Raw genomic sequence first — 13,301 nt, forward strand, 5'->3', positions numbered from 1 at the left:
GGGGCGTTGCCTACCGACCGCGACCGGGGCGGTCCGGGGGTGGCCGGTCGTCCACGGTCGGCGGGGCGGTGCGATGGCCTGTCGACACGCCCGCCCCGGCCACGTCGTACCGGCTGAGATCGGGGCATTTCTGCCGTGGGACCGTTTCCACTCCGCTTACTTCTCGGTAGGCTGCACAGCCATGCCCTCCCCGGTGGTCTCCGAGAAGCGCAGTCCGCAGCTACTGACCGTGCTGTTCTGGGTCGGTGTGGCGTTCGCGCCGGTGGCCGCCCTGATCCTGCTGTTCGCCGACGGCAACGGTCCGCTCCGGTTCGCCGCGGTCCTGGCCATCGCCGCGGTGGTGCTGATCGGTCTGTCCATCGCGCTGCGGGCCGACGGCGGCACCCGGTCGTCCGGTGCCGAGGTGCAGGACGAGTTGGCGCAGCTCCGACGCGAGTTGCGTAGTGAGATCGTCGCCGCCGCCCAGCGGGGCAATCAGGCGTTGGACCAGTCCCAGCGGGCCGAGGAACAGGTCACCGCGTTACGGCGGCGGCTGGACGCGGCCACGGCCGTGATCGCCGCTCCCGACGGTGGCCCGCCGGTCGCCGACGAACGGGCCGGCGGGGCGGGCCGGGCCCGGATTCCGGCCGTCGAGCCGGAGCCGGAGGCCCCGGTCGGTCGTCGCCGGGCGGTCGCCGAGGAGGCCCCGGCGGACTGGGAACGGCCGGAGGCCGCCGAGCCCGCCGTGGCGGGCCGGAGCCGGGTCGCCGCCGACCCGGAGGCTGTCGCGCCGGCCGCCCGTCGGCACGCCCCGGAGCGCCCGGCCACCGGCCGGACCGGCGTGTACGGCGCGTCCACCCGGGAGCGTGGCACGGTGCCGTCGGCGGCCGGCTCGGCGGCGCGTCCCCTCGGGGTGGTGCGGCACACCGAGACCGTGCACGTCACCACCCGGCACACCGTCGTCGACGGGGCCGATCCGGCGGGCGGTGGCTACGGCGGGTACGCCGGCCGGTGGGCGGCCGGCTCGCCAGAGTCCTCCTGGACCGGCGGGGAGCCGGAGCGCTCCTGGTCGGGCCAGGTGGAGTCGGACGACCGGGGTTGGTCGACTCCGCCGGACGAGCGTGCCCGGCCGGCCCGCCCGGCGGCCCGCGACGAGCGGGCCTGGCCCGCCGCCGACCCGTCCTGGCGGGCGCCGGACGCCGACGGGCACTGGCGGGCGCAGGCCACTGACGCGCCGCCCTGGCGGGCGTCAGCCGCCGATCCCTCCCGCGGTGGTTCGACCGACGTCGGCCCTTCCCGGGGCGGGCGGGTCGACGACCGGCCGGAGCCGGCCCCGTCGGAGCGTCCCCCGGTCGGCGGGGAGACCGACGGCTGGCTCGGCGGCCGGGCCGGATGGACCGCCAGCGCCGAGCCGCCCTCGCGTACGGGATGGGCCGGGGACCGTGCCGAGCCGTCCCCGCATGCGGTCCGCGCCGGTGACCGGTGGGCCGAGGTCCGCGACGACGGGCACGCCCGGGAGCTGCGGGTCGGGGAGCGTCAGGCGGAGGTGCGTGCCGACGGTGCCGGCTACCACTACGCCGACCGCTGGGCCTCGGTCCGGCGAGAGGACCCGCACCGGGACGCGCCGCACCGGGACGCGCCGCACCGGGACGCGCCGCACCGAGACACGCCGGAGCGGGGCGGCGAACAGTGGGGTGCGGGCCGCCCGGCGCGGGACGAGCGTCCGGCGCTGCCGGCCGGTGGCGTTCCGGTACCGCAGCAGTGGCGGGAGGCGTCCCGTGGTCAGCGGCCCGCCGAGCAGTGGCCCGACCGGCCCGCCGAGCAGTGGCCCGCCCCGCCCACCGGTGAGTGGCCCGCCCCGCCGGCCGAGGAGTGGCCGGCGCGCACCGCCCAGGCCACCCCGCACCGGTCGGCGCGTGAGCCGGCCCAGGAGTGGCCGGCCCCGGCCGGGCAGCCGGCGGCGGAGCGGTCCGCGCGGGTGGCCCCGCCGACGCCGGACTGGCCCGCGCAGGCCGATGGTCAGCGGTGGGGAGGGCAGCCGACCGAGTCGCGGCGGGACCGGGCGCCGGTGGTGTCCTGGCGTACCCCGGAGCCGGAGCCGGATGACCGTCGGCAGTGGGACGGCGAGCAACGCTACGGCTATCCGCCGCAGGACGACGCCCCGCGCGCCGGTGGCCACTGGCGCTGACCGGTCGGCGGACCCGCGCCGCGCGGGATCCGGCGGTTCACTTGTCGATGTCGCCGACCACGAAGAACATCGAGCCGAGAATGGCGATCAGGTCGGGGACCAGGCAGCCGGGGAGCAGGGTGGCCAGCGCCTGCACGTTGGCGTACGACGCGGTGCGCAGCTTGAGCCGCCACGGCGTCTTCTCCCCCCGTGACACCAGGTAGTAGCCGTTGATCCCGAGCGGGTTCTCCGTCCAGGCGTAGGTGTGCCCCTCGGGGGCCTTGACCACCTTGGGCAGCCGGGTGTTCACCGGCCCGGTGAGCCGGTCCACCCGGTCGAGGCACTGATCGGCGAGGTCGAGCGAGGCGTACACCTGGTCGAGCAGCACCTCGAAGCGGGCGTGGCAGTCCCCGGCGGTGCGGGTGACCACCGGCACGTCGAGCTGGTCGTACGCCAGGTAGGGCTCGTCGCGGCGCAGGTCCAGGTCGAGTCCGGAGGCGCGGGCGACCGGCCCGGACGCCCCGAACGCGGCGGCGTCGGCGGCCGACAGCACCCCCACCCCGACGGTGCGGGCCAGGAAGATCTCGTTGCGTCGGATCAGGTTGTCCAGGTCGGGCATCCGGCGGCGTACCTCGGCGATGGCGGCGCGGGCCCGGCCGGTCCAGCCGGCGGGGACCTCCTCCTTGAGCCCGCCGACCCGGTTGAACATGTAGTGGATCCGGCCGCCGGAGACCTCCTCCATGACCGCCTGGATGGTCTCCCGCTCCCGGAACGCATAGAAGACCGGGGTGATCGCGCCGATCTCCAGCGGATAGGAGCCGAGGAACATCAGGTGGTTGAGCACCCGGTTCAGCTCGGCCAGCGCCATCCGCAGCCAGGTGGCCCGCTCGGGCACCTCCATGCCCATCAGCCGTTCCACGGCGAGCACCACGCCCAGCTCGTTGGAGAACGCCGACAGCCAGTCGTGCCGGTTGGCCAGCACGATGATCTGCCGGTAGTCGCGGACCTCGAACAGTTTCTCCGCGCCGCGGTGCATGTACCCGACGATCGGCTCGGCGGCGACCACCCGTTCCCCGTCGAGCACCAGCTTCAGCCGCAGCACGCCGTGCGTCGAGGGGTGCTGCGGGCCGATGTTGAGCACCATGTCGGTGCCGAGCTGCTCCCCGCCGGCCCCGGTGCCGACGGTCAGCTCGCGCAGTTCACCGGTGTCCGTGGTCATGCCGGTCATCGTGCCATGAGGGGGGCGACGGCGACGCCGACCGGCTGGAGCAGCCAGTGGTGCCCGCCGAGTCCGGCCGGGTCGGTCAGCTCGGCCACCGCCGACGCGGTGGCCAGCGCCCGCAGGTATCCGGCCGGGTCGGTGCCGGCCAGGCTCAGCGGCGGTCGGCCGCCGTCGGCCCCGAGCGCCCGCAGCGCCTCCCGCTGCGACACCAGGGTGTACGCACACCCGGCGACCCCGGCCCCGGCGGCGGCGACCGCGTCCACGGCGACGTGCGCGGTGATGTCACACGACCCGTCCGGCACCGGCGGCACCTGTCGTCCACCCCGGTACCCGGTCAACGTGCCGTCCACCGGCCGCGCCTGCCGCAGGTGCCCGTAGTCCACGGCCAGCGCCAGCCCCCGTGCCACCCGTCGTACGGCGTCCGCCCACGCCTCGTCCCGGCTCCGTCCGATCTCCACCCGGCCGACCGGGAGGTCCGGGTCGTCCGGTGTCCCCCCGGCCGTCGGGGGGTCGGGCCACCACCGGGCCAGCCAGGCGGCGTCCTGGCCGGTGACCCGGGGGCCGACGGACTCGACGCCGGTGCCGGGGTCCACCAGGCGGTAGCGGTGGGTGGACGTGGTGGCACCGGGGGCGGGGGCGGCCAGGTCCAGCGGGACGTTGTCGAGCCACTCGGTGGCGACGAGCAGACCGGTCAGCGGGTCCGGGAGCGTCGTCGTCCAGGCGACGTGCGGTGGGAGGGTCGGGGGGCGGGGGGCCAGTTCGACGGCGGTGAGGCGGAGACGCCGGACCAGCGGCACCGGCCCCGGGCCGGCCGGGCCGGTGTGGACCAGGGTGGCCAGGGTGTGCAGCAGTTCGCCCCGGCCGGCCCCGACGTCGACCACGTCGAACGGGGTGGGGAAGCCGAGGGCGGCGTCCAGGCGCGACACCAGCCGGTGCACCGCCGCCGCGAACGCGGGGGAGGCGTGCACGCTGGTCCGGAAGTGGTCGGCCGGTCCCGCGCCGGAGACGAAGAAGCCGTCCGGCCCGTACAGGGCGGCGTGCATGGCGTCCCGCCAGCGGATCGGGTTCGTCCCGGGTCGAGGGTCCGTCACCGGGCCGACCCTACGGTCTGCGGGCCGGGGACGGGTGGCACCGGGGTCGGTGACCTGCACACCGTGCCGTGGTGCGCCACCGGGCGGACGGGTGGTCGCGGTCGGTGAAGGTTTTCACACATCCTTGTTCGGGTTCCCTAGCCCCGGCGCATACTTGCCATCGACCGGTACCCCCTTTTCGAGGACTGGATCGTAGCCATGAGCGCACCGCTGCGCCCGCGTCCGGCCGCCCCCGCAGGGGCCGCCGTACCGCCGGCCCCTGTCGTACCCGGTGTCCCGTTCGTCCTTCCCCGGCGTCTCACCGTGGGCGTCGTCGGCGCCGGCCGGGTGGGTGCCGTGCTGGGGGCGGCGCTGGTCGCCGCCGGGCACCGGGTGGTCGCCGCCTCCGGTGTCTCCGGAGCCGCGACGGCCCGGATCGCGCTGCTGCTGCCGGAGGCCGTGAACCGGTCGCCTATCGCGGTCGCCCGGGACGCCACCGACCTGCTGGTGGTCGCCGTGCCGGACGACGCGCTGGCCGGGGTGGTCGCCGGGCTGGCCGACACCGGGGCGCTGCACCCCGGCCAGGTGGTCGCGCACACCTCCGGCGCGCACGGCCTGGCCGTGCTGGCCCCGGCCGTCGCCGTGGGTGCCCGGCCGCTGGCGCTGCACCCCGCGATGACCTTCACCGGTACGCCGGACGACCTGTCCCGGCTGGCCGGGATCTCGTACGGGGTGACCGCCCCGGCGGAGCTGAGGGCGGTGGCGGCCCGACTCGTGGCCGACCTGGGCGGGGTGCCGGAGTGGGTGGGCGAGACCGACCGGGTGCTCTACCACGCGGCCCTGGCCCACGGCGCGAACCACCTGGTGACCCTGGTCAACGAGGCGGCCGACCGGCTGCGGGACGCCGGTGTGACACAGCCGGAGAAGGTCCTCGCGCCGCTGCTGCGGGCGGCGTTGGAGAACGCGCTGCGGCTGGGCGACGACGCGCTCACCGGCCCGGTGTCGCGCGGTGACGCGGGCACCGTACGGCGGCACCTGGACCGGCTGGCGGAGGCCGCCCCGGAATCCGTCGCCCCCTACCTGGCGTTGGCCCGACGGAGCGCGGACCGGGCGATGGCGGCGGGCCGGCTGCGCCCGGTGGACGCCGGCTCGCTGCTGGACGTCCTGGCGGGCGTCCACCGCGAGGTGGCGGCGTGAGCCGGTGTTGCGAGCCCCGCAGTCGCGAAACGGAGGGCGGGGTGGTGAGCGCGAGGAGTGAGCCGGTGTTGCGAGCCCCGCAGTCGCGAAACGGAGGGTGACACGGTGACGGAGTTGGTGCACACACGGTCGGAGCTGGCGAAGGCCCGGACGGGGCTGACCGGCACGGTCGGCGTGGTGATGACGATGGGCGCGCTGCACCCGGGGCACGAGACCCTGATCCGGGCGGCCCGGGAGCGGGCGGACCACGTCCTGGTGACGATCTTCGTCAACCCGTTGCAGTTCGGCCCGAACGAGGACTTCGACAGGTACCCGCGCACCTTGGACGACGATCTCGCGGTGTGCCGGCGGGCCGGCGCGGACCTGGTGTTCGCCCCGTCCGTGACGGACATGTACCCGGGCGGGCAGCCCCTGGTCCGGATCGCCCCGGGGCGGCTCGGGGAGGAGCTGGAGGGGCAGAGCCGGCCCGGTTTCTTCCACGGGGTGCTGACCGTGGTGCTGAAGCTGCTCCAGCTGACCAGGCCCGATCTCACCTTCTTCGGGGAGAAGGACTACCAGCAGCTCACCCTGGTCCGCCGGATGGTCCGGGACCTGGACGTGCCGGTCGAGGTGGTCGGGGTGCCGACCGTACGGGAGCCGGACGGTCTGGCGCTGTCGAGCCGCAACCGCTACCTGTCGGCGGACGAGCGACGGGTGGCGCTGAGCCTGTCCGGCGCGTTGCGGGCCGGGGCGGCCGCCGCCGGGCGGGGTGCCGACGCCGGTGACGTGCTGGCGGCCGCGCACGTGGTGCTCGCCGAGGTGCCCGGCGTCGAGCTGGACTACCTGGTGCTCACCGATCCGGACCTGGAACCGGGGCCGGTCGCCGGGCCGGCCCGGCTGCTGATCGCGGCCTGGGTGGGCGGTACCCGCCTGATCGACAACCTGGCCATCCGGCTGGCCCCCCGCTCCTGACCACGCACATCACCATCCGAGAGGCACGCCGATGTTCCGGACCATGCTCAAGTCGAAGATCCACCGGGCGACGGTGACCCAGGCCGATCTGCACTACGTCGGTTCGGTGACGGTGGACCAGGACCTGCTCGACGCCGCCGACCTGCTCCCGGGTGAGCAGGTGGCGATCGTGGACGTGACCAACGGGGCCCGGCTGGAGACGTACGTGATCCCGGGGGAGCGGGGCAGCGGCGTGATCGGCATCAACGGCGCGGCGGCGCACCTGGTGCACCCGCAGGATCTGGTGATCCTGATCTCGTACGGTCAGATGGACGACGTGGAGGCCCGGACGTACCGGCCCCGGGTGGTCCACGTGGACGCCGACAACAGGGTGGTTGAGCTGGGCGGCGATCCGGCCGCGGCGGCTGTCGGGACGGCCGGCGACCCGGTGCCGAGTCCGCTCGCGGTCGTCGGCTGACCAGAATTCCGGTCTGTTACCGGAAGGTCATTTTTGGTTACCCTGGGCTGACCGTCGGATTGACGGTCGTCGGCTGGGGGAGGCCGCGTTGCGCCGTGCGATGAGGGTCCGCCGAGCGGTGACGCTCGTGGTCGCCGCCGTGGCGGCGGGAGCGGTCCTGTCGGCCTGCGGTGCCCCGGGGGGTCTCGACGGCGATCTCACCGACGACTGGGCGGCCCTGCCGACGGCCGGGCCGTTCACCCCCGTCGCGGGGGTGTGCCAGGTCGCCGACTTCACCGACACGGTCGCGCTGGCGGCGTACGCGCCGGTGGACTGCGCGGTGCCGCACCGGGTGGAGACGGTGCACGTGGGCGCGTTGCCGGGGGAGCGGGCGACCGCCCCGGCCACCGGTTCGCCCGAGTTGCGGGGCGCGTTCGCCGAGTGCGACACCCGGGCCGCCGGGTACCTGGGTGACGACTGGCGGGCGGGCCGGCTGCGGCTGGCGGTGGCGCTGCCGACGACGCCCGGCTGGGCGGCGGGTGCCCGCTGGTTCCGGTGCGACCTGAGCGAGGTGACCACGGTCGAGGCGGCGGCCACCGTCGTCACCCGGACGGGCAGCCTGCGGGACGCGTTGAAGGGGCCGTCCCCGCTGCGGTTGGGCTGCCAGCGGGCGAAGAGCGGCCGGGGCGCCGGGGTACAGGTGCTGGTGCCGGTGGAGTGTTCGGCCGTGCACGAGGCGGAGTTCGTGGGCGCCTGGAAGGCCCCCGATCGGCCGTACCCGGCGAAGGACGCCGACTGGCTGCCGCTGTACGCCGGCTGCCGTACCCTGCTGGGCCGCTACGTGGGTGTGCCGGACGATGTTGACCTGCGGTTCCGCAGCGGTGTGGTGGTGCGTCCCCCCGGTCCGGGCCGGTGGCGGGTCGGCGACCGGGGCGTCCGCTGCTACCTGTGGCTGAGCGACCGGACGGTGACCGCCTCGCTGAAGGGTGGTGGCCCGGCCGCCCTGCCGGTCCGGACGAAGTAGCGGACGGGGTAGTCGAAACCACTCGTCCCGCCCCCGCCGCCCGGGGTGAGAATCGTTCGGGTTGACTGTGGGTATGGAACTTCCGTCGACCGTCGAGTTGCCGGCCCTGCCCAGCCTGTTGGCTGCTCCCGCGCCCGGTTGGGTGGAGACCACCGACGTGATCGTGGTCGGCTCCGGGGTGGCCGGGCTGACCGCCGCACTGCACCTGCGCGAGGCGGGCCTGCACGTCACCGTGGTCACCAAGGTCAACATCGACGACGGCTCGACCCGCTGGGCACAGGGTGGGATCGCCGCCGTGCTCGATCCGGCCGACTCGCCCGCCGCCCACGCCCGGGACACCGAGGTCGCCGGGGTCGGGCTCTGCGATCCGGCGGCCGTCCGGCTGCTGGTGGAGGAGGGGCCGCTGCGGTTGCGGGAGCTGATGCGGATCGGCGCGGAGTTCGACCGCAACCCGGACGGTTCGCTGATGCTCACCCGGGAGGGCGGGCACCGGGCCGACCGGATCGTGCACGCCGGTGGCGACGCCACCGGCGCGGAGGTGCAGCGGGCGTTGCACGCGGCGGTCCGCCGGGATCCGTGGATCCGGCTGGTGGAGCACGCTCTGGTGCTGGATCTGCTGCGCGCCCCCGGTGCCGGTCCGGGCTCGCCCGGCCGGGCCTGCGGCATCACCCTGCACGTGCTGGGCGAGGGCAGCGAGGACGGCGTCGGCGCGCTGCTGGCCCGCGCGGTGGTGCTGGCCACCGGCGGGATGGGGCAGGTCTTCTCGGCCACCACCAACCCGGCGGTCTCCACCGGGGACGGCGTGGCGTTGGCGATGCGGGCCGGCGCGGCGGTCACCGACGTCGAGTTCGTGCAGTTCCATCCGACCGCGCTGATCGTGCCGGAGCAGGCCCGGGTGCCGGGCGCGGGCCTGGCCCAGCAGCCGCTGGTCTCCGAGGCGCTGCGCGGCGAGGGCGCCCACCTGGTCGACGCCGACGGCAAGCGGTTCATGCTCGGCCAGCACGAGCTGGCCGAGCTGGCCCCCCGCGACGTGGTGGCCAAGGGCATCCACCGGGTGCTGCTGGCCACCGGCGCGGATCACGTGTTTCTCGACGCCCGGCACCTCGGCGGCGACTTTCTGGCCGGGCGGTTCCCGACCATCGTCGCGTCCTGCCTGGCCATCGGGGTCGACCCGGCGACCGACCTGATCCCGGTCGCCCCGGCCGCCCACTACGCGTCCGGCGGCGTCCGTACCGACCTGCGCGGCCGGACCTCCATCCCCGGTCTGTACGCCTGCGGCGAGGTCGCCTGCACGGGTGTGCACGGTGCGAACCGGCTGGCCAGCAACTCGCTGCTGGAGGGGCTGGTCTTCTCCCGCCGGATCGCCGAGGACATCGCGGGCGGGCTGCCCGAGCAGGCGCAGCCGGCCGAGACCGGCGCCTGGGTGGGCGGCGGGGGCGGGGTGCTGCCCGCCGAGGGGGTGCCGGCGCTGCAACGGGCGATGACCCGGGGCGCGGGGGTGCTGCGGTCGGCGTCGACCCTGGCCGCGACCGCCGCCACCCTGACCGAGCTGGGCCGGGGGCTGGGTCGGCCGGGCACCGCCGGTTGGGAGGCGACGAACCTGGTCACCGTGGCGTCGACACTGGTCGCCGCCGCGTACGCCCGGCAGGAGACCCGGGGCTGTCACTGGCGGGAGGACTTCCCGACGGCCGACGAGCGGTGGCGCGGGCATCTCGTCGCGGCCGTCGGCCCCCGGGGCGAACTGACCGAGCGGTGGGAGGCACTGTCCTGACCACCCGGCAGCGGGGTTTGCGAGCCCCGCAGTGGCGAACGAGAGGATCACAGTGCAGGAATCGACGCGGCAGGCGCTGACGGCGGGTGGGCTGGACCCGGAGCGGGTACGGCGGGTGATCGTCGACGCGCTGACCGAGGACCTGGGGGCGGACTTCCTCGACGTCACCAGCGTCGCCACCATCGCGGCCGGGCAGACCGACACCGCCGACCTGGTGGCGCGGGCCGACGGGGTGGTGGCCGGGCTGGCGGTGGCCGCCGCGGTCTTCGAGCTGGTCGGCGAGGTGACCGCTGCGGAGCGTACCGTCGAGGTGTCGGTGGTGGCCCGCGACGGCGCGCGGGTGGCCCGCGGCGAGGTGCTGGCCACGGTGACCGGCCCGACCCGGTTGCTGCTCACCGCCGAGCGCACCGCGCTGAACCTGCTCTCCCGGATGTCCGGGGTGGCCACCCACACCCGGGCCTGGGCGGACGCCCTGGCCGGCACCAAGGCGACCGTGCTGGACACCCGCAAGACCACACCCGGCCTGCGGATGCTGGAGAAGTACGCGGTCCGGGCCGGCGGCGGCACCAACAAACGGATGGGCCTGTACGACGTCGCCATGATCAAGGACAACCACAAGCTGGCCGCCGGGGGCGTCGGGGCGGCCTTCCGGCGGGTTCGGCGGGCCTTCCCGGACGTGCCGGTGCAGGTGGAGGTGGACACCCCGGCCGAGGCGGTGGAGGCGGTCGAGGCCGGAGCCGACTTCCTGCTGCTGGACAACATGTCCCCGGCGACCCTGCGGGAGGTGGTCGCGGCGGTCGGCGACCGGGCCGAGCTGGAGGCGACCGGCGGGCTGACCCTGGAGGTGGCCGCCGAGTACGGGGCGACCGGGGTGGACTACCTCTCGGTGGGCGCGCTGACCCACTCGTCGCCCATCCTGGACATCGCCCTGGACCTGCGCGAGCGGTGAGCAGAGGGCCGACCGGGCGGGCCGGCGTCTAGGCTGCGAGCGTGCTGCTCTGCATCGACATCGGAAACACCAACACCGTGCTGGCGACCTTCGACGGCGACAAGCTGGTGCACTCGTGGCGGATCAAGACCGATGCCCGTTCGACGGCGGACGAGCTGGGTCTGATGTTCCGGGGGCTGCTGGCCGGCGACGCGGTGGAGATCACCGGGGTGGCCGCCTGCTCGACGGTGCCGGCGGCGCTGCGCTCGCTGCGGACCATGCTGGCCCGCTACTACGCCGATCTGCCGAGCGTGGTGGTCGAGCCGGGGGTCCGTACCGGCGTGCAGCTGGCGATCGACAACCCGAAGGAGGTGGGCGCGGACCGGGTGGTCAACACGCTGGCCGCGTACACCCTCTACGGCGGGCCGTCGATCGTGGTGGACTTCGGCACCACCACCAACTTCGACGTGATCAGCGGTCGGGGCGAGTTCCTCGGCGGGGCGTTCGCGCCGGGCATCGAGATCTCCTTCGACGCGCTGGCGGCCCGCGCCGCCCAGTTGCGCAAGGTGGAGGCGAACAAGCCGCGCTCGGTGATCGGCAAGAACACCGTGGAGTGCCTCCAGTCGGGCCTCTATTTCGGCTTCGCCGGGCAGGTCGACCGGATCGTCGAGCGGATGACCGAGGAGCTGGGCGAGGTCCGGGCGGTGATCGCCACCGGTGGGCTGGCCTCGGTGGTGATCGGTGAGTGCCGGACCATCACCCACCACGAGCCGATGATCACCCTGATCGGCCTGCGGATGGTCTACGAGCGCAACACCTGAGCGGCCGTCCGGGCCGCCCGGCTGCCGGTCGGCCCCGGGCCGGGGTGGGCTGGACCACGGTGGGCGGGTTATCCCGTAACGGCCGGCCGGGTGCGTGAGTACGCTCATGGGCTGACCCCGCCGAAACTCCCTTAGCCGAGGAAGCGTGCCGTGACCGAGCAGAGCGCCGTGCCAGTGGACCCCGCCGACGACCTTCCCGAGCAGATGAAGGTCCGCCGGGAGAAGCGGGACCGGATGCTCGCCGAGGGCGTCGAGCCCTACCCTGTCGGGTTCCTCCGGACCACCACCCTGGTCGAGGTCCGCGAGCGGTACGCCGACCTGCCCACCGACACCGCGACGGGGGACCGGGTCGCGGTCACCGGGCGGGTGATCTTCGTACGGAACACCGGCAAGCTCTGCTTCGCGACCCTGCGCGACGGCGACGGCACGGAGTTGCAGGCGATGCTCTCCCTGGACCGGGTGGGAGTGCAGCGGCTCGACGACTGGAAGCGCCTGGTCGACCTGGGCGACCACGTGGGTGTCACCGGCGAGGTGATCACCAGCCGGCGGGGCGAGCTGTCGGTGCTCGCCGACGAGTGGGCGGTGACCGCCAAGGCGTTGCGGCCGTTGCCGGTGGCGCACAAGCCGCTGAGTGAGGAGGCGAGGGTCCGGCAGCGTTACGTGGACCTGATCGTCCGCCCGCAGGCCCGGCAGATGGTCCGGACCCGGGCCGCGGCGGTACGCAGCCTGCGTGATTCGTTGCACGGCCAGGGATTCATCGAGGTCGAGACGCCGATGCTCCAGTTGCTGCACGGCGGCGCGGCGGCCCGCCCATTCGTGACCCACAGCAATGCGCTGGGTACGGATCTGTATCTTCGAATCGCGCCTGAACTGTTTCTCAAGCGCGCTGTGGTCGGCGGGGTCGACCGGGTGTTCGAGATCAACCGCAACTTCCGCAATGAGGGAGTCGACTCGTCGCACTCGCCGGAGTTCGCGATGCTGGAGACCTACCAGGCCTACGGCGACTACGACACGATGGCCGAGCTGACCCGCAATCTGGTACAGCAGGCGGCGGTGGCGGTCAGCGGCTCGACCACGGTGACCCACGCCGACGGCCGGGAGTTCGACCTGGGCGGCGAGTGGCGCTCGGTCACCCTCTTCGGGGTGCTTTCCGAGGCGCTCGGCGAGGAGGTCAGCGTCCGCACCGACCGGACCCGCCTGGTGGAGTACGCCGACAAGGTGGGGCTCGCGGTCGACCCGAAGTGGGGTCCGGGCAAGCTGGCCGAGGAGCTGTTCGAGGAACTGGTGGTGCCGAGCCTCCAGGCGCCGACCTTCGTGCGGGACTACCCGGAGGAGACCAGCCCGCTGACCCGGGCCCACCGCAGCGAGCCGGGGCTGGCCGAGAAGTGGGACCTCTACGTGCTCGGTTTCGAGCTGGGTACCGCGTACTCCGAGCTGGTGGACCCGGTGGTGCAGCGCGAGCGGCTGGTGGCCCAGGCGCAGCTCGCCGCCCGGGGGGACGACGAGGCCATGCGGCTGGACGAGGACTTTCTCCGGGCGATGGAGTACGGAATGCCGCCGGCCGGGGGTATGGGAATGGGAATCGACCGGCTCCTGATGGCGCTGACCGGCCTGGGAATTCGGGAAACCATCCTCTTCCCCTTGGTCCGCGCCGAGTAGCCGTCGGGGGACCTTTGCCGGGTCGTTACGGCATCCTATTGACGTGGCAAGCATCGGGCGGGTTATCGTGCTCCTA

General features: G+C 74.5%; 11 protein-coding genes. 9 read left to right on the plus strand and 2 right to left on the minus strand.

The annotated features are described in order from the left end of the window. Window positions 1-181: 181 nt before the first annotated feature. Complete coding sequence (locus GA0070623_RS20460) at window positions 182-2,167, plus strand: hypothetical protein (protein ID WP_067302211.1); 1,986 nt, start codon at window positions 182-184, stop codon at window positions 2,165-2,167. Between the two features lie 37 nt (window positions 2,168-2,204). On the opposite strand, the gene GA0070623_RS20465 is transcribed toward GA0070623_RS20460, so the two are convergent. Beyond that, window positions 2,205-3,374: an NADH-quinone oxidoreductase subunit D gene (locus GA0070623_RS20465; protein WP_172898433.1), complete on the minus strand. Its 1,170-nt coding sequence runs from the start codon at window positions 3,372-3,374 to the stop codon at window positions 2,205-2,207. Next, entirely contained in the window at window positions 3,371-4,411 is a 1,041-nt protein-coding gene (locus GA0070623_RS20470; RefSeq protein WP_067302209.1) for an SAM-dependent methyltransferase, read from the minus strand. Before GA0070623_RS20470 ends, GA0070623_RS20465 begins: the two co-directional genes overlap by 4 nt. Window positions 4,412-4,657: 246 nt before the next feature. On the opposite strand from GA0070623_RS20470, the gene GA0070623_RS20475 reads away from it, so the two are divergent. The 8 genes from GA0070623_RS20475 (at window position 4,658) to lysS (ending at window position 13,225) form a co-directional block, all read left to right on the plus strand. After that, window positions 4,658-5,635 carry a Rossmann-like and DUF2520 domain-containing protein gene (locus tag GA0070623_RS20475; RefSeq protein ID WP_067302205.1) on the plus strand — a complete coding sequence of 326 codons (978 nt, stop codon included), beginning with the start codon at window positions 4,658-4,660 and terminating at the stop codon, window positions 5,633-5,635. A 105-nt stretch (window positions 5,636-5,740) separates the two neighbouring features. Then, the gene (gene panC / locus GA0070623_RS20480; RefSeq protein ID WP_067302202.1) at window positions 5,741-6,586 is read left to right on the plus strand and encodes a pantoate--beta-alanine ligase; all 846 of its coding nucleotides are present in this window, start codon (window positions 5,741-5,743) and stop codon (window positions 6,584-6,586) included. A 31-nt stretch (window positions 6,587-6,617) separates the two neighbouring features. Next, window positions 6,618-7,043: an aspartate 1-decarboxylase gene (panD, locus tag GA0070623_RS20485; RefSeq protein WP_067302199.1), complete on the plus strand. Its 426-nt coding sequence runs from the start codon at window positions 6,618-6,620 to the stop codon at window positions 7,041-7,043. Between the two features lie 100 nt (window positions 7,044-7,143). After that, window positions 7,144-8,046 (plus strand): septum formation family protein, encoded by a 903-nt coding sequence (locus GA0070623_RS20490; protein WP_067302196.1) that lies wholly within the window; start codon window positions 7,144-7,146, stop codon window positions 8,044-8,046. Between the two features lie 73 nt (window positions 8,047-8,119). Continuing rightward, window positions 8,120-9,817: an L-aspartate oxidase gene (locus GA0070623_RS20495; protein ID WP_067302192.1), complete on the plus strand. Its 1,698-nt coding sequence runs from the start codon at window positions 8,120-8,122 to the stop codon at window positions 9,815-9,817. Between the two features lie 52 nt (window positions 9,818-9,869). Next, entirely contained in the window at window positions 9,870-10,766 is an 897-nt protein-coding gene (gene nadC, locus GA0070623_RS20500) for a carboxylating nicotinate-nucleotide diphosphorylase (protein WP_067302189.1), read from the plus strand. Window positions 10,767-10,807: 41 nt separating this feature from the next. Beyond that, a complete protein-coding gene (locus tag GA0070623_RS20505) occupies window positions 10,808-11,566 on the plus strand; it encodes a type III pantothenate kinase (RefSeq protein ID WP_067302186.1) in 759 nt (252 codons plus the stop codon). 150 nt (window positions 11,567-11,716) lie between these two features. Beyond that, a complete protein-coding gene (gene lysS, locus GA0070623_RS20510; RefSeq protein ID WP_067302183.1) occupies window positions 11,717-13,225 on the plus strand; it encodes a lysine--tRNA ligase in 1,509 nt (502 codons plus the stop codon). The last annotated feature ends 76 nt before the right edge of the window (window positions 13,226-13,301 follow it).

It is taken from the genome of Micromonospora rifamycinica (assembly GCF_900090265.1).
Lineage (GTDB): Bacteria > Actinomycetota > Actinomycetes > Mycobacteriales > Micromonosporaceae > Micromonospora > Micromonospora rifamycinica.